This window comes from Actinomadura sp. NTSP31, assembly GCF_041951385.1.
GTDB lineage: Bacteria > Actinomycetota > Actinomycetes > Streptosporangiales > Streptosporangiaceae > Spirillospora > Spirillospora napierensis.
In genome coordinates, this window is record NZ_JBGNUT010000014.1 from 116,521 (window position 1) to 133,469 (window position 16,949).

Below are 16,949 nucleotides of genomic sequence, written 5' to 3' on the forward strand. Positions count from 1 at the left end.
CGGGGCATGGCCGAGTACCGAATCGACGACCTGGCGCGGGCCGCCGGGAGCACCGTGCGCAACATCCGCGCCTACCAGGACCGGGGGCTGCTGCCGCCGCCGCGCCTGGCCGGCCGGGTCGGCCTGTACGACGACTCCCACCTGGCCCGGCTGCGGCTGATCGGCCAGCTGCTCGGCCGCGGCTACACCTTCGCGGTCATCAAGGACCTGCTGACCGCGTGGGAGACCGGCCGCGACGTCGGCGACGTCCTCGGCCTGGAGAAGGTGCTCACCGACCCGTGGTCGGACGAGATCCCCGGCACCGCGACCTACGACGAGCTGCTCGCGATCTTCGGCGGCGGGCTGGACGAGGACGAGCGCGAGCGGATGCGGCGGCGGACCATCGAGCTCGGCCTGATCGAGCCGGACGGCGAGGTGTACCGGGTGCCGAGCCCCCGGCTGCTGCACGTCGGCGCCGAGCTGGTCGCGGCGGGCATCCCGCTGGACGCGGTGCTCGACATCGCCGAGCGGATCCGCGGCGACGTCGACGTGATCGCCGGGCGGTTCGTCGGGCTCGTCCAGGAGCACGTCTTCAGCCGGCTGGAGGACCGGCCGGACGGCGAGGAGGTCACCGAGGTCGCCGCCGTGGTGCGCCGGATGCGGCCGCTGGTGAAGATGGTCGTCGACCCGCTGATCGCGCGGGCGATGGAGGTCCGCGTGCAGGCGGCGCTGGGCGAGCACCTGGAGACGGTCCGCGCCCATCTCGACGGGGAGCGGCCCGCCGCCCGCTGACCCGCGCCCGCCGGCCCCGTGCCCGCGGCTCAGAGCAGCGACGCGCCCCACTTGACGGTCACCTGGTGGACCGCGCCCTCGGAGTCGGTGAAGGTGAGGGTGCCCTGGCCGGGCAGCCCGATGAGCGCGGTCCGCAGCGTGACCGTGACCTGCGACGTGCCGCCCTTGGCCACCCCGCCCTGCATCTGCGACAGGACCAGCTCGCCGGTCGAGGTCATCGCCGTCCAGGTCACCGGGCCGTTGCGCGCGGACAGGCTGACCCGCGCGGTCTTGGTGCCGTACATCTCGACCGTCCCCGGGTTCACCACGAGGACGCCGGGCGCGGCGGCCGGCGGGGCGGCCGGCGGCGCCGACGACGGCGGGACGGTCCCGTGCGGCGTCGGCGACGGGCTCTTGTCGTCGGTCTGCGGCCGCATGGACGGCGTCGCCCCGGTCGAACCGGGCGGCAGGCCGGACCCGGCCGCCGGCCCGCCCGGACGGTGGTCGCCGTGCTCCTTGCCGCCGCCGTCGCGCCCGCCCTCGTGCTTGATCGACGGCTGGTTGTGGAACGGCGGCCAGGACAGCGCGCCGCCGCCCCCGGGGCCCATGACCAGCACCGCCACGACCGCCGCGACCAGCGCGCCCGCCATCCCGCCGCCGGTGAACAGCCAGCGCCGGGTGAAGGGCGACGGCACGTCCGGCTGGCTCGGCAGGCCCTCCGGGGTCAGCGGGCCGCCGCGCGCGGCGATGTCCGCGCGGTAGCCGGCGAGCTCCGGGTCGGTCGCGGTGTGCATGACGCGGTGGCGCAGCGCCGCGGGCAGGACGGGGGCGGGCGCCCGGCGCAGCAGCGGCGCCGCGCGGACCCGGCCGCGGCGCTGGCAGTCCGGGCAGCCCTCGATGTGCTCGGCAACGGACGCGTCGGCCGCGGCGTCCGCCGCCATGCCCTCGCCTCCGCGGTGGAGCGTGCGCCACAGCGCGACGGAGAGCGGCCCGCGCCGAACGGGCGGGGCGCCGGCCGGCGGCGTCTCTTCGGCGTCCGGCTCGTCTTCGGCGTCCGCGTCGCCCGAGGCGGGGGGGCGCTTGGGCTCCGGAGCCCGCGCGGCCAGGACCGCGACGGCGATGGACCGGCTCTCCTGTGCGCTCTCCTGTGCGGGCTGCTCTTCGTCCGGCTGATCGGCGGTCTCGGCGGCGGACGCGGCGCAGGCGTGCGCCGCCCGGACGGTCTCGGCGGCGAGCGCGGCCTCCATGATCTCGCCGCCCCGGCGGACCCGCCCGGCGGCGCGGCGGCCGGACAGCCCGAGCGCGGCGCCGAGCCGGGCGGGCCGCAGCTCGTGCCGGAACGCCAGCAGGACGACCTCCTGGTCGTCCGGGTCGAGGGCGGCGAGCGCGGCGCGCAGCAGGTCGTGGAGTTCGGCGGAGGGCGGCCAGCCGGTGGTGGCGGCGGCGTGCTCCGGGGACAGGGCGCGCTCCACGAACGGGGTGTCGGAGAACTCGGCGTCCCGGTCCCAGTGCAGTTCCTTGAGCCGGCCCCGGCGGACGCAGCGGCGGCGGGCGGCGCCGTACAGCCAGGAACTCAGGTGCAGATGGTCGCGCATCCGGGGGGCGCGGCGGCAGGCGTCGATGAAGGTGTCGTGGACGATGCCGGCGGCGGTCTTCTCGTCCCCGGTCATCGACAGCGCGTAGTCGTAAAGGCGCTCGCCGTATTCGTCATAGAGCGTGGCCAGGGCCGCTTCGTCGCCTTCGTTCAGACCGTGGACCAGCTTCCGGTCCGCCGTGTCTTCGGAGGGGGACAACCTGGGCATACACGCTCCCGGGACCGGCATGGGAGTCCGCCCCCAAAGGGGCCGTCCGGACAATCAGCCCACCTTGCATACACCCCTTCGCCGGTTCGACACCACTCCATCCCCCGAAATCACCGATAACGGTGATCGGACAGTGAAGCACCCGCATCTCTCTGTGATCACTTGGTTTCATGACCGGACGTCAGAATCGCGTCAGGCGGCGGCCGTCCCCGGTTCCCGCAAGGACGCCGCGCCTCCCGCTCAGCCGGCGTGTTCGACCTTCAGCCCGCCGTCGGCGTAGCGGCGGCGCAGCACCTTCTTGTCGAATTTCCCGACGCTGGTCTTCGGGACCTCCGCGATGAACGCCCAGCGCTCGGGAAGCTGCCATTTCGGCACCCGGTCGGCGAGGAACTCCCGGAGCTGCGCCGCCGTCACCGACGCGCCGTCGCGGACGACGACGGAGGCGAGCGGCCGCTCCTGCCAGCGGTCGTCCGGGACCCCGACGACGGCCGCCTCGATCACGTCCGGGTGGGCCATCAGGTGGTTCTCCAGCTCGACGGAGGAGATCCACTCGCCGCCGGACTTGATGACGTCCTTCGCCCGGTCGGTAAGGATCATGTAGCCGTCGGGGGAGAGGTTGCCGACGTCGCCGGTGCGCAGCCAGCCGTCGTGGAACCGGCCGGGGTCCTCGTCGCGGTAGTAGGCGCCGGTGATCCACGGCCCGCGGACCTCCACCTCGCCGACGGCCTCCCCGTCGTTCGGGAGCACCACGTCGCCGTCGCCGACCACGCGGATCTCCAGGCCGCCCAGCACCCGTCCCTGGCTGACCCGCGCCTGCCAGGCCCGCTCCCCGTCCGCGCCCACGGGCGGGTGCGCCATCGTCGCGACCGGCGAGGTCTCGGTCATCCCCCACGCCTGCACGATCCGGACGCCGATCTCGTCGAACCCGCGCATCAGCGACTCCGGCACCGCCGACCCGCCGCACGGGACGAGCCGCAGCGAGCTCAGGTCGGAGCCGTGCTCGCGCGTGTACCGCAGGACGTCCGCCCAGATCGTGGGGACGGCGCCCGCGATCGTGGGCCGCTCCGACTCGATCAGCCGGACGAGCGGCTCGGCCTGCAGGAACCGGTCCGGCATGACCAGCGCCGCGCCCGCGAGCACCGCCGCGTACGGCAGCCCCCACGCGTTCGCGTGGAACATCGGGACGACGGGGAGCACGATGTCGGCGCCGCTCATTCCGAGCGCGTTGCCCGTGCACACCGACACCGAGTGCAGGTACGCGGACCGGTGCGAGTAGACGACGCCCTTCGGGTTGCCCGTGGTGCCGCTGGTGTAGCACATGGCGGCGGCGGACCGTTCGTCTATCTCCGGCCAGGGGAACTCCGGTGGCGCGGCGGCCAGCAGCTCCTCGTAGGAGTGCAGCTCCTTACCCGCGTCCTCCAGCGGCGCGGTGTCGCCCTCGCCGACCACGACGACGTGCCGGACGGTCTTCAGCTGCGGCAGCACCGGCGCGAGCAGCGGGATCAGCGACCCGTCGACGATGACGACGTGGTCCTCGGCGTGGTTCGCGATGTACACCAGCTGGTCGGGGAAGAGCCGCAGGTTCAGCGTGTGCAGGACGGCCCCCATCGACGGGACCGCGAGGTAGGCCTCGAGATGCTCGGTGTTGTTCCACATGAACGTGGCGACGCGCTGGTCGCCGTCCACGCCGAGCGCGCGCAGCGCCCCGGCGAGCCGCGCGGCGCGCTCACCGACCTCGGCGTAGGTCCGGCGCCGCGCGCCGTCCCCGGTCCAGGTGGCGACCTGCGCGGACCCGCACACCTGCGCGCCGTACCGCATGATCGTGGTGATGGTCAGCGGGAAGTCCTGCATGGTGCTCCACACGGCACACCTCCGGCTCGGCAGCGGAATTCCGTTCTAGCCCAACCGGGGGTTTTTGCCCAGGGCCCATCACTCCCGCTGGGGCGGGATTCCGGGGAAGTCGTCGCCGAGGGCGTCGTCGTCGCGCAGGCGGGCCATGGCGCGGGAGACGGTGCTCTTGACTGTGCCGACGCTCACGCCGAGCACGTCGGCGATCTCCGCTTCGGACATGTCCTCGTAATAGCGGAGCATGACGGCGAGGCGCTGGCGTTCGGGGAGCCGGCCGAGCGCGCGGCCGAGGGCGTCGCGCATTTCGGCGCGCCGGGTGTGATCGTCCACCGGACGGTCGGGAACTTGATCCGTGGGGTAGATATCCAGTTTCCGGCGGCGCCACCAGGAGATCTGCGTGTTGGCCATCGCGCGCCGGACGTAGCCGTCGACGGCGGCGCGGTCGTGGATGCGGTCCCAGGCGAGGTAGGTCTTGGCGAGGGCGGCCTGCAGCAGGTCCTCCGCCTCGGCGCGATCGCTGGTCAGGCGCATCGCGGCGCGCAGCAGAGTGGGGCCGCGGTCCGCCACGTACGCGCGGAACTCCTCGTGCCGCGTGCTGTTCACCTCACCCCCGAGCCAGGGTCGCGGAGGCGCCCGGCGGCGGGTGGACCCGAATGGTGATCTTGGCCGCGCCGGACTCCCGGTACAGTTGACGATCTCAGGTTGATCGTAATTCCGGGCCTACTTAAAGCACATATCCGGGTCAACCAGTTAATAATCCTCATCCAAGGTCGATTGATCCTCCACTGGCGATCGACTTATCGCGACAAATCCGTCGACAGAGCGTGCACCGCGCGTGACTCTTGACTCGCCGTCCTAACAGACGTCACCCCCAGTGAAGATCGAGCCGGAGTGCCGCCATGCCGCTACCCCACCGCCGCGGAGCCGGGCGCCGCCGTCTCCGCGAGGCCGTGCTCGGGGCGCCCCCCGAGCCGGACGCCGGCCTCCCGGAGAACGCCGGGCGCCCGCTCGGCGCGCTGTCCGGGACGATCCTGGACGCGAGCCCGCACCTGCTGGTGCTGGACGCGGACGGCACCGAGCTGCGGCTGGCGATGTCCGGCGACACGACGGTCTGGCACGGCGGGCGCGGGGGCCTCGCCGCGCTCCGGCCGGGACGGGAGGCGATCGTCCGGCCGAAGGCCGGCGGGCCCGCGATCGACCGGATCTGGGTCGACATCGAACGGGTCGCCGGCACGATGCTGGCGTGCGGGCGGGACGCCTGGGAGGTGGACATGGGCCCCCATCGCGGGCGCGCCCATGTGGCGATCCCCCCGCACGCCCTCCAGCAGGTGCTCGTCCGGCATCCCCGGCTGGAGCCCGGCTACCTCGTCGACGTGATCTGCGTGCGCTCCCCCGGCGGGCCGCAGGCGGTGCGTCCGGGCACGTCGCAGCCCGGGTACCGGGTCGAGGACCTGGCCGGCCCGGAGGCTGCGGCGCCCGCGCCGGCGGTGCTGCGCGGGACGGCGACCTGGTTCGGCGGCGCTCCGGTGCCGCGCGGCGCGGCATACCCGGCGGTCGACCCGGAGGGGGACGCCGGCGGGTGCGCGGACGCCCCGTCCGGCTGCGTCCCGTTCCCGTACCTGTCGATCGGCAGCGAGATCACCGTGCACAACGAGTGCGGGGGGCGCGCGGGACGGGTGCCGGTGGTGCAGTGCGGCTGCGCGGCGGCCCGGTTCTGCGACCGGTGCGTGGAGTGCGGGGCGTCGCCGCGCGGCCGGATCGTCGAGCTGACGCCCGAGACGTTCGTGGGGCTCGGCGGCGATCTGGAGGCCGGGTGCTTCAACGTGCTCGCGCGGCCGGACGTCCCGGCCGTCCGGTCCGGCGGCCCGGCGGAGGAGGCGGCGGCATGGTGACGTTCCAGAACACGCAGGTGCTGCTGCTGGCCATGGTGCTGCTGGCGGCCTGCCTGGCGAAGCTGACGATCCGCGAGCGGGCGGCGGACGCGCCCGACCACGTGCACGGCGTCCCGGTCCCGGCCGGGCTCGCCGGGCTGGCGGCGCTGCGCCGCAGCCGCGGGATGAACGTCGGGCTCGGGCTCGGGGAGGGCGTGCTCGGCCTGGCGCTGCTGGTGACCTCGCAGTTCTCGGTGCGGCTGGCCACGACGCTGGCGTTCGCGGCCGCGACCTGGGTGGTGGGGGAGCTGCGGGTGCGGCGGCCGGACGCGGGGTGCGGCTGCTTCGGCGGCCTCAGCGCCAAGCGGGTCGGCCGCCGCAGCGTCCTGCGCGCGCTGCTGTTCACCGGCGCGGGCATCGCCTCGCTCGGCGCGCCGCTGGCGGGCCTGGACGTGCTGCGGGACGTGCGGACGCAGGTCGGGCCGGTGCTGATCGTGGAGCTGGCGCTGTTCGCGGCGCTGTCCCCCGAGCTTCGGGAGCTGCTGGGCCGGGGGTCGCACACGCGCGGGCTGGGCCGTCCGGAGACGCCGTGCGAGCGGCGCCGCAGCCCGATGCCGGAGACGTACGCGGCGCTCTACGACAGCGCCGCGTGGGTCGAGCACGAGAACGCGGTCGCCAGCGCGGTCCCGCTGGACGTGTGGCGGGAGGGCTGCTGGCGGTTCGTGGTCTTCCCGGCGCGGGTGGACGGGCACGACATGGAGATCGTGTTCGCGGTGTCCACGGCGGAGCGGAACCGGACCGTCCGGGCGGCGCTCGTGCCGGCGCGCGTCTCGAGCCCCATCTAGGCGTCTCTTGGACGCGTCCAAGAATGCCGTAGAGATTCCTCGCGGGCGGAGCGGGCACTGACCGCGCGTGGGGGGAAACGGCGGCGGCTACCTGCGGTTCCCGTCGATCTGCGGCGACGACGTCGTCTTCGTGTGCGAGGACGACCTGTGGACGGTGCCCGCGTCCGGCGGCCGGGCGTACCGGCTGACCGCCGGGGTCGCCGCGGCCGCCTACCCGCGGCTGTCGCCGGACGGGCGGCTGCTGGCGTTCGTCGGCCGCGAGGAGGGCCCCGCCGAGGTGTACGTCATGCCGGCGGCGGGCGGGGCGGCGCGGCGGCTGACGTTCCACGGGACGTCCTGCACGATCACCGGCTGGGATCCGGACGGCCGAATCGTCTACGCCAGCGACGTCCGGCGCCCGTTCCGCGGCTACCAGTGGCTGTACCGGATCGATCCCGGCGGTCACGGCATCCCGGAGGAGCTTCCGTACGGACCGGCGGGCAGCGTCACGTACGGGCCGGACGGCGCGGTCGTCATCGGCCGCAACACCGCCGACCCGGCCCGGTGGAAGCGGTACCGGGGCGGGACGGCGGGCGACCTGTGGATCGACCCCGACGGTTCCGGTGACTTCCGGCGGTTGATCGAGCTGGACGGCAACCTCGCCGCGCCCTGCCGGGTCGGGGGCCGGATCTACTTCCTGTCCGACCACGAGGGCGTCGGCAACGTCTACTCCTGCCTGCCCGACGGCTCCGGCCTGCGGCGGCACACCGGCCATGACGACTACTACGCCCGCAACCTCGCCGACGACGGCCGCCGGCTGATCTACCACGCCGCCGCCGACCTGTACGTCCTGGACCCGGACGGCGAGGGCGGCGGGCCGCGCCGGATCGACGTCCGGCTCGGCAGTTCCCGCACCCAGCGGAACCGGCGCTTCGTGCCCGCCGCCGACTACCTCGACACGGCGACGGTGAACTCGGCGGGCGACGGGCTGGCGATCACCACGCGCGGCAAGGCGTACTCGTTCGCCGCCTGGGAGGGGCCGGTCCGCCAGCACGGGCGGCAGGACGGCGTCCGGTACCGGCTGCTGACCTGGTTCAACGACGACCGGCGGCTGATCGCGGCGGCGTCCGGCGAGGACGGCCGGGAGCGCCTCGTCGTGCTGACCGCGTCCGGGGCCCGCGACGCGGCGCACGCGGAGACGTCCGGGGACGTCGGCCGGGTGCTGGAGCTGGCGCCGTCGCCGTCCGCCGACCGGTTCGCGTTCACCAACCACCGCAACGAGCTGTACCTGCTGGAACCCGCCGGCGACGGCCCGCTGGAGCCGGTGCCGCTGGACGTCAGCCCGTACGGCGCGATCACCGGCCTGGCCTGGTCGCCCGGCGGGGAGTGGCTCGCCTACGCCTGCCCGACCGGCGCGCAGACCACCGCGATCAAGGTGTGCAACGCCGAGACGGGCCTGGTCGCGCCGGTCACCCGGCCCGTCCTGCACGACCGCGCCCCCGCCTGGGACCCCGCCGGCCGCTACCTGTACTTCATCGGCCGGCGGGTGTTCGACCCGGTCGCCGACACGCTCCAGTTCGACCGGGGCTTCCCGCTGGGCGCCCGCCCGTACGCGGTCACGCTGCGGAAGGACGTGCCGTCGCCGTTCATGGCGGCACCGCGCCCCGTGACCGGCGCGAACGCGCCGGGCGAGGCGAGCCTCGCGGAGGGCTCGGACGCCCGGGACGTCACCGGCCCGGGGCTCGGCGCGAGCGTGGCCGCCACGGCGCGGCTCGCGATCGACTTCGACGGGATCGAGCGCCGGATCGTCGCGTTCCCGGTCGCGGAGGGCCGGTACGGGCGGATCGCCGGGACCAGGGGGCAGGTGCTGTACTCGGTGTTCCCGGTGAAGGGCGGGCGCGGCGACGACCCGGCGCTCGGCCGCGTCGACGCGTTCGACCTCGCGACGCGGCAGGCGCGGACCCGGCTGCGCGACGTCGGCGACTTCTGGCTGGCCCGCGACGGCGCCACCCTGCTGTACCGGTCGCGGTCCCGGCTGCGGCTGGTCACGGCGGGGCGCGAGCAGCCGCCGGACGACCGGCCGGGCCGCCGCAGCGGCTGGATCGACCTGGACCGGGTCAAGGTGTCGGTGAGCCCGGCGACCGAATGGCGGCAGATGCTCCGCGAGACGTGGGTGCTGCAGCGCGAGCACTTCTGGGACGAGGACATGGCGGGCATCGACTGGGACGCCGTCTACCGCCGCTACCTCCCCCTTGTCGACAAAGTGACAACTCGCGGGGAGTTCTCCGACCTGCTCTGGGAGATGCAGGGCGAGCTCGGCACCTCCCACGCCTACGAGATCGGCGGCGAGTACCGCAGCCGACCCGTCTACGAGCAGGGCTTCCTCGGCATCGACTGGGCCGTCCGGGACGGCCGGTTCGTGATCGCGCACATCATCGAGGGCGACCCGTGGGACCCGTCCGCCACGTCCCCGCTGAACCGGCCCGGCCTCGACGTCCGGCCGGGCGACGCCGTCGTCGCGATCAACGGCGAGCCCGTCGCGCCGGGCGGCGTCGTCCCCGGCGAGCGGCTCGTCAACCTGGCCGGCGAGGAGGTGCTGCTGACGATCCGGCGCGGCGACGCGGACCCGTTCACCGTCGCCGTCCGGACCCTCGCCGACGAGCGCCCCGGCCGCTACCGCGACTGGGTGGCCGCCAACCGCGCGCTCGTTCACGAGCGGACCGGCGGGCGCGCCGGCTACCTGCACGTCCCCGACATGGGCCCGGACGGGTTCGCCGAGTTCCACCGCGGCTTCCTCGCCGAGTACGACCGCGAGGCGCTGATCGTGGACGTCCGCTTCAACGGCGGCGGGAACGTCTCGGGCCTGCTGCTGCAGAAGCTCGCGCGGCGCCGGATCGGCTACAACTTCCCGCGCTGGGGCGTCCCGACGCCGTACCCGCGCGAGTCGCCGCGCGGCCCGCTGGTCGCGATCACCAACGAGCGGACCGGCTCGGACGGCGACATCTTCAGCCACGCGTTCAAGCTGCTCGGCCTCGGCCCGCTGATCGGCCGCCGGACGTGGGGCGGCGTCGTCGGCATCCGGCCCCGGCACCGCCTCGCCGACGGCACCGTCACCACGCAGCCGGAGTTCTCCTTCACCTTCGACGACGTGGGCTGGCGGGTCGAGAACTACGGCACCGACCCCGACATAGATGTCGACATAACGCCACAGGACCATGCGAACGGCACCGACACGCAGCTCGTCCGGGCGATCGACGAGGCGCTCGCGCTATTGGCCCGGTTCCCGCCGCACACGCCCGACCCGTCCATGCGCCCGGTCTTCAAGGCGCAGGGCGACGCATAACGGAAGGCCTCGCCCGCTCCGGGGCACGGCCTCCACATCACCGGACGCTACGGGCGTTTCACCAGTTCTCGTCGGTCTCGTCGTCGCGGTGCAAGTCGTCCAGCTGGTCGCCGTACAGGTCGTCGTCGTCCTGGCTCCTGCGGCGGCTCGCCGCGTCCCGGCCGTGCGTCCCGCCCATGTCGGACGAGTGGTCGTCGCTGTCGAAGCCCGGCTCGTCCTGGTAGCCCTGCGGGCCCTGGCCGTATCCCCGGCCGCCCTGATCCTGCCGCATCTCCGGCTCGTCGGTGCCCCCGGACTGCGACGACCCCATGGACGAGGTCATCTCGTCGCCGGCCGCGTACTCGTCCTCCTCGCGGGACGAGTACAGGTCGTCCGGATCCTGGCCCCGGTAGCGGTCCTGCTCGTTCATCGTGATCCCCCCGACATCGGAACTTCACGCCCGGTCCGGCGCATCGGGGGCCATACCCAGATAACTACGCGTAACAACCGCCATGCCCGACAACACCCTCTGTGCCGTTATAGGCATCTCTAGGGTTGGTCGTAGAAAACCCTAGAGATTCCTCGGAAGCACGCGAGCAGAATCTACGGCTCTCTAGGCATGGTGCTAGAAAGCCGAATAGAAACCGGACGGCAGGCTTCGATGCGGCTCTATAAGGCCCTCTAGCAACAGCGCTAGAGGCCCTGATGAAGCGATCCGCTAGGCGGGCTGGGAGCGGAGGAACTTGCCGAAGTGCGGGACGGTGAACGCGACCATGCCGCGCTCCGCGCTGTAGATCAGGCCCTTCTTGATCAGGCCGTCGCGGGCGGGCGACAGGCTGGACGGCTTGCGGCCCAGCTCGTCGGCGACCGCCGCCGTCGGGACGGGGTCGTCGCCGAGCATCGCCATCGCCCGCATGTAGTCGCGCTCGGCGGGCGTCGCGCGCTCGTAGCGGCTGCCGAAGAAGCCGACCGCCAGCTCGCTCTCCGCCTCCGGCGCGGCGACCCGGATGTCCTCGGCGGTGATCGGGGTGTCGGGCGCGACGTCCCAGACGACCTTCGCGTACGCCTGCACGAAGTACGGGTAGCCGTCGGCCGCGCCGTACAGCGCGTCCAGGGCGTCGTCGGTGAAGGTGACCTCCTCCCGCTCGGCGGGGGCGAGCAGCGCGACGTCGGCGGACTCGCGGTCGAGCCGGTCGATGCGCGCGTAGCGGAACAGCCGCTCGGAGTAGGACTTGCTGGCCGACAGCACCGCCGGCAGGTGCGGCAGCCCCGCGCCCACGACGATCAGCGGGCCGCCGATCTGGGACAGCTCGTGGCACGCGGCGCACAGCGCGGACACGTCGTCGGCGGGGACGTCCTGCATCTCGTCCACGAACAGCGCGATGCCGGCGCCGACGTCGGTGGCGACGGACGCGGCGTCCACGAACAGCTCGGTGAGGTCGATCTCCAGGTCGCCGGAGTCGGCGCGTCCCCGCGAGGCGGGCACGTCGATGCCCGGCTGCCAGCGGTGCGCCCTCGCCTTCGCCTTGGTGCCGGACGGCTCTGGACCGGCCTGCGCGAACGCCTTCAGCACGCCGAGGAACGCCTCGATCCGGTCGGGCGCGCGGTGCCGGGGCGCCAGCTCCCGCACCGCCATGTGCAGCGCGGACGCGACGGGCCGCCGGATCGACTGGTCGGGCCGCGCCTCGATCTTGCCCGTGCCCCACAGCTTCTGGATCGCCATCGACCGGAACGCGTTGAGCAGCACGGTCTTGCCGACGCCGCGCAGCCCGGTGATGATCATGCTGCGCTCGGGCCGGCCCCGGGCCACCCGTTCGAGCACGACCTCGAACTGCCGCAGCTCGCGGTCGCGGCCGGCCAGCTCGGGAGGGCGCTGCCCGGCGCCAGGGGCATAGGGATTGCGCACGGGGTCCACGCTCTCGGACTCTATGAGGCGATATAGCTGCGGCCGTAGATTTGGGTAGAAACCGCTGCGGCGTGTCGCGGATTCGTGCCGCCGCCCGTGCCGCGCGGGCGCGTCCGCGTGCCGGGCGCGGGCGTGCGCGGTGCCGTTGACGTGCGCGGTGCCATTGAGAGGTGGGGCCGCAGTCGCCACCATGTCGCCTCCCGGCGAGCGGGTCCGAACAAGTCGAACTTCTGTTCGACTCATTCGAACACACTAGCGCACGCCCCGTCCCCCGTCACCGGAACCCGCCAACTTCCGGCGGCGGGCCCGCGCCGGCCGGTTCGCCGGTGCGGCGGGCAGCGTCCGGGGCCGGAGGCTCACTCGTTCCGGCGGGCGGCCCAGACGGTGCGCTCGGTGCATACCGCCAGGTCGTCGCGGTGCAGGATGCCGTCGGGCGCGGTGGGGTCGAGGAGCCGGTCGAGCGCGGCGAGATCCTCGGGCGAGAGCTGATCGGCGACGGCCTCGCGGACGCGTTGCAGGTTGGCCAGGGCGTACCGGCCGACCGCCGCATCGCAGGAGCCGTCGATGTGCACGCTGAGGTCGCGCTTGCCCGCCAGGGTGAATCCGGCGGCGGTCAGCATCGGCCCCCAGTCGGCGCCGCGATGCGGCATGTGCTCGGCGCGGAAGCGGTCGGCGGCGACGTGAAGGCGCTGTTCCAGGCCCGGCCGGTCCTGCGGGGCGTCGTCGGGCAGGAAGCGGGGCACGCCGGCCAGTTCGACGACGGCGAACAGCCCGCCCGGCGCGAGGATGTCGTGGACCTTGCGCAGCGCACGATCAGGGTCGGCCATATGATGCATCGAGGCCGAGGCCCACACGAGGTCCGGCGTGCCGAGATCGGGCCAGTCGGCGTCGAGGTCGGCCTGGACGGCCCGGACGCGCTCGTCCACACCCTGCGCGCGCGCCTTCTCCCGCAGGCGGTCGAGATGCTCCGCCGAGGAGTCGACGGCGGTGACGCGCGCCTCGGGATGGCGGGCGAGCAGCGCGAAGGTGCCCGCCCCCGTCCCGCAGCCCAGATCCACGATCCGGCGCGGGCTCCCCTCGACGGGCAGCCAGGCGGCGATGGCGGCGATGTGCTCGGCGAGCACCTCCTCGCCCAGGTCGAGCATCCCGGCCTGGTCCTCGTTGCCGTGCTGATGGCCGTGGTGCGCGGCGTGCGGCGGCGTGTCGCTCATAGAGCCACATTAGGAGGAGCGCCGATGGGCGGACGCGGTTTCGCCGGTGGCCGCCGGTACCGGATCACGCCTCGGTCTCCGGCACGATGCGGACGTTGGCTCTCGGGGGTGAGGCGCGTCCGGCACCGCGATTCCTAGCGTGATGGCTCTCGCGACCGAAGAGGAGAGCACAGATGGTTTCGAACAGGCGTGTCTTGGGCGGCGCACTCGCCATGGGCCTGGCGGTCGGCGCGCTGGCGGGCACCGGCGTGCACCGGAGTCCCGCCGTGGCCGCCGAGCGGCCCGGGGCGTCCGAGATCCTGCAACGGCTGACCACGGACGACGGCGTGCCCGGGGCGCTCCTCGAAGTCCGGGACCGGCAGGGCCGCCGCACGGTGCTGACCAGCGGAGTCGGGGACATCCGGAGCGGCGCGCCCGTCCCCCGCGACAGCAGCTTCCGGATCGGCAGCGTGACCAAGATCTTCGTGGCGACCACCGTGCTCCAGCTGGTGGGCGAGCATCGCGTCGCCCTGGACGCGCCGGTCGAGCGCTACCTGCCCGGCGTCATCCGCGGGCACGGCAACGACGGGCGGCGGATCACCGTCCGGCAGCTGCTCCAGCACACCAGCGGCCTGCCCGACTACCTCGACTACGTCACCCCGCAGGACATCCTCAAGGACCCGCTCGCCCACCACGACCTCCGCGAGATGGTGGACATCGCGCTCGGCCACCGCCGGGTCTTCAAGCCCGGCGAGAAGTGGGACTACTCCAACACGAACTACCTGGTCGCGGGCCTGCTCATCGAGAGCGTCACCGGCCGCCCGTACGGCGACGAGATCAGCCGGCGCATCATCGAGCCGCTCGGCCTGGACGCGACGTCCGTGCCGGGTGACAGCCCGGCGATCCCCGGCCCGCATCCGCGCGGGTACGTGCGGCCGGGCGACGACGCGCCGCTCCTGGACGTCACCGAGATCAACCCGTCGGTCGCGGGCCCGGGCGGCGGGATGATCTCCAACGGCACCGACCTCGGCCGGTTCATGCGGGCCCTGCTCGGCGGCAAGCTGCTGCACCCCGCCCAGCTGCGGGAAATGATGAAGACCCGCTCGACCGGCAACGCGGACGGCCGCGCCTACGGTCTCGGCCTGGAGAGCAGGCCGCTGCCCTGCGGCGGCGTCTACTGGGGCCACACCGGCGACATGCTCGGATTCGAGACGGTGACCGGCGCGACGGCCGACGGCAGGCAGGCGACCGTCATGGCCAACCTCGACCCGGGCGGCTCGGACGCGCAGGACGCCGACATGGAGACCGCCGTCCAGACGGCCCTCTGCGACGCGTCATGACATCCGGCCTGGACGATCAGGTCGAAGACGAGCTCCAGCCAACTCGCGTGGTGCTCACGGTCAGGCGACGGCGATGAGTTCGCGCAACTCCTGCGCGGCCGGAAGCGCCCGCGCGCCCCCGGGGAGAACGTCGAGGACCTGCTCGGCCAGTTGACGCTGGGCCATGGCGGGACGGGGCTGCCCCACCAACGACGTGACGGCCAGCTCCGCTCCCACGCCCGGCTCGCCCTGCTTGATCAGGTCGATGGCACGCATGAGGTGGAGATTGACGAGCGGCCCGTTCGCGGTCGAAGGGTAGAGCCTCGCGGCGTATTCGACCGTGGCCACCGCTCGTTTATCGCCACCGGCGATGTGAACGTACGCCTCATTCCAGTGAAGCTGGCTCTCCTGGAAGTCCAGGATGGTCGGTTCCCCAGGACCGGGCGAGAGACGCTCGAATGTGCGCTTCAGCTTGTCGAGATTGGCGCGGGCCGTGTCGATGTCGCCATAGGAGGCGGCTCCGTAGGCACCTGCGGCGTAAGCGCGCGCGAGCCCGGAGGATGGGACACCGTCGGCGATCTGCTCGGCGTCCCCGACCATGGTCATGAGCGTCCGATGCGAACTCCCCGCCCAGCCCGCGTGCTGTGCGGCTCTCCCCCGCACCCAGACGCGCAGCATGCGGTCGCCCGACGCGTCGGCCGCTCGGCGCGCCGTGTTCCACGCCCGGCGGGCGGCACGGTCGTCGCCGCCCTTGGCCAACGTCTCCGCGAGAACACCCGTGAGCCCGGCGCTCGCCCGGAGCAATCCCGTCTGCTCGCGCGGCGGACGGGCCTCCTTGAGTAGTTCGCCTACCGCGATGATGTCGGCGGTGAGCGCCGGAACGAGCATCTCGAGCGGCCGCCGGTAGATCTGATGGCCGTAGTCATTGACGATTCGTTCCCAATCATCAAGATCATCACTGCGGCCGAGAACCCGGTCGATACCGGAGAGCACTTCCTCGATGACGCCGGGCGGGACGGCGGCCCCCGCGCCGATCGCTGCGATCAACTGGAGTGCGGCGCGCCTTTTCACATCGTCGTCCCAAAGGTCGAGGGCAGGCATCTTGACCGTACCCACGACAGCCGTGGCCGCATCATGACCGTCCGTGTCCTGGGCCGAGGCGGGAAACAGGTCGTCCGGCTCCATACCGAAGGCGGCGGCGTAGGCGTGCGCCCATTCGCGCGGGAAATGCCTGCCCTTCTCGTGGTCGAGGATCTGGCGCGCGAGGTTGGCGACCGAGCCTTGGCGCAGCCCGGCGGCCTGCATCAGCCGCCGGGCCATCTCGTGCTTGCCCCACCCGCGGTCCTCGCGCTCGGCCTGGATGCGGACGGCCCATGACGGGCGGGGCTGCTCGCTAGTCATCGTCGTGCCACCTCACGCTCTGACCCGGAGAACCCGGAGACGGAGGCTTCTCCGGGGGTTCTCCGCCATTCTCCACTGCCATCACGTGGTGTGACGGGGATTCACTGTACGAAGCGAGACGCGCGGCGGGACTTCGGCAGCCTGGGCGGTGGTCAGGAGCCCGGCGCGCGTCTCGTCCCTGAAAACGAGGCGGCCCCGGCACGACGGATGCAACGTCGTGCCGGGGCCTGACCAGGAAGGCAGTCCTGGCTGTGGAGAATCGTACGATCTCTGGCGACCCGCTCGCGGCGCTTGCGGCACATCTGTCGGCGCACCGGCTCGCGGTGGAGCTGACGTCGCGCGGGCTTCGGGTCGTGAACCCCGACATTCCGGGCTGCTGCGCCGAGGCGCAACACGCGTCCGACCTCATCACGTGCCGCGCACGCCCCGAGGACTTCGGAAACGCGTGGTTCTGGACGTCGTGGGGCGAGCCGATCGCGCGTGCCGACCGCATCACCGACGCGGCCGTCTTCATTCGCGGCTACCTGACGGGAGCGGGACGGTGACGGCGCCGTGGGCGGCCGTCGAGCTCGATCCCGAGCGGGTGGCGGTGGAGCTGGCGCGGAGGTTCCCCGGGGTGTCGGCCTGGTGGGGCGAGTTCACGGGCCGGTGGTGGGCCTTCGCGCGCGATTGGGCGGGACGTGACCGGCTCGTCGAGGCGGCGACTCCTGCGGCGC

Annotated in this window: 13 protein-coding genes; 6 read left to right on the forward strand and 7 right to left on the reverse strand. The window is 73.3% G+C overall.

Annotated features, from left to right (window positions below; translation table 11 throughout):
• Positions 1–6: 6 nt before the first annotated feature.
• A complete protein-coding gene (locus ACA514_RS24100) occupies positions 7–771 on the forward strand; it encodes a MerR family transcriptional regulator (RefSeq protein WP_375043483.1) in 765 nt (254 codons plus the stop codon).
• 29 nt (positions 772–800) lie between these two features.
• Here the strand turns inward: ACA514_RS24100 and ACA514_RS24105 are convergent, their stop codons facing one another.
• From ACA514_RS24105 to ACA514_RS24115, 3 genes are all read right to left on the reverse strand, one after another.
• The gene (locus ACA514_RS24105; RefSeq protein WP_375043484.1) at positions 801–2,552 is read right to left on the reverse strand and encodes an RNA polymerase sigma factor; all 1,752 of its coding nucleotides are present in this window, start codon (positions 2,550–2,552) and stop codon (positions 801–803) included.
• 240 nt (positions 2,553–2,792) lie between these two features.
• Entirely contained in the window at positions 2,793–4,415 is a 1,623-nt protein-coding gene (locus tag ACA514_RS24110; protein ID WP_375043485.1) for a long-chain fatty acid--CoA ligase, read from the reverse strand.
• A 66-nt stretch (positions 4,416–4,481) separates the two neighbouring features.
• On the reverse strand, positions 4,482–5,003 hold the full coding sequence (locus ACA514_RS24115; RefSeq protein WP_375043486.1) for a SigE family RNA polymerase sigma factor: 522 nt from the start codon (positions 5,001–5,003) through the stop codon (positions 4,482–4,484).
• A 296-nt stretch (positions 5,004–5,299) separates the two neighbouring features.
• Here ACA514_RS24115 and ACA514_RS24120 point away from each other — a divergent pair, with 296 nt between their 5' ends.
• The 3 genes from ACA514_RS24120 (at position 5,300) to ACA514_RS24130 (ending at position 10,438) form a co-directional block, all read left to right on the forward strand.
• Positions 5,300–6,292, forward strand: a complete 993-nt coding sequence (locus tag ACA514_RS24120; RefSeq protein ID WP_375043487.1) for a hypothetical protein — start codon at positions 5,300–5,302, stop codon at positions 6,290–6,292.
• The gene (locus ACA514_RS24125) at positions 6,286–7,116 is read left to right on the forward strand and encodes a MauE/DoxX family redox-associated membrane protein (protein WP_375043488.1); all 831 of its coding nucleotides are present in this window, start codon (positions 6,286–6,288) and stop codon (positions 7,114–7,116) included. The genes ACA514_RS24120 and ACA514_RS24125 overlap by 7 nt, the downstream gene beginning before the upstream one ends.
• Before the next feature lie 67 nt (positions 7,117–7,183).
• Positions 7,184–10,438 carry a S41 family peptidase gene (locus tag ACA514_RS24130; RefSeq protein WP_375043489.1) on the forward strand — a complete coding sequence of 1,085 codons (3,255 nt, stop codon included), beginning with the start codon at positions 7,184–7,186 and terminating at the stop codon, positions 10,436–10,438.
• A gap of 58 nt (positions 10,439–10,496) precedes the next feature.
• Here ACA514_RS24130 and ACA514_RS24135 read toward each other — a convergent pair whose 3' ends face one another.
• The 3 genes from ACA514_RS24135 to ACA514_RS24145 form a co-directional block, all read right to left on the reverse strand.
• Positions 10,497–10,847: a hypothetical protein gene (locus ACA514_RS24135; protein ID WP_375043490.1), complete on the reverse strand. Its 351-nt coding sequence runs from the start codon at positions 10,845–10,847 to the stop codon at positions 10,497–10,499.
• Between the two features lie 288 nt (positions 10,848–11,135).
• Positions 11,136–12,332 carry an ATP-binding protein gene (locus ACA514_RS24140; RefSeq protein ID WP_375043491.1) on the reverse strand — a complete coding sequence of 399 codons (1,197 nt, stop codon included), beginning with the start codon at positions 12,330–12,332 and terminating at the stop codon, positions 11,136–11,138.
• Between the two features lie 347 nt (positions 12,333–12,679).
• The gene (locus ACA514_RS24145; RefSeq protein ID WP_375043492.1) at positions 12,680–13,534 is read right to left on the reverse strand and encodes a methyltransferase domain-containing protein; all 855 of its coding nucleotides are present in this window, start codon (positions 13,532–13,534) and stop codon (positions 12,680–12,682) included.
• A gap of 194 nt (positions 13,535–13,728) precedes the next feature.
• On the opposite strand from ACA514_RS24145, the gene ACA514_RS24150 reads away from it, so the two are divergent.
• A complete protein-coding gene (locus ACA514_RS24150) occupies positions 13,729–14,853 on the forward strand; it encodes a serine hydrolase domain-containing protein (RefSeq protein WP_375043493.1) in 1,125 nt (374 codons plus the stop codon).
• 60 nt (positions 14,854–14,913) lie between these two features.
• On the opposite strand, the gene ACA514_RS24155 is transcribed toward ACA514_RS24150, so the two are convergent.
• The gene (locus ACA514_RS24155; RefSeq protein ID WP_375043494.1) at positions 14,914–16,233 is read right to left on the reverse strand and encodes an XRE family transcriptional regulator; all 1,320 of its coding nucleotides are present in this window, start codon (positions 16,231–16,233) and stop codon (positions 14,914–14,916) included.
• 251 nt (positions 16,234–16,484) lie between these two features.
• Here ACA514_RS24155 and ACA514_RS24160 point away from each other — a divergent pair, with 251 nt between their 5' ends.
• On the forward strand, positions 16,485–16,778 hold the full coding sequence (locus ACA514_RS24160) for a hypothetical protein (protein ID WP_375043495.1): 294 nt from the start codon (positions 16,485–16,487) through the stop codon (positions 16,776–16,778).
• The last annotated feature ends 171 nt before the right edge of the window (positions 16,779–16,949 follow it).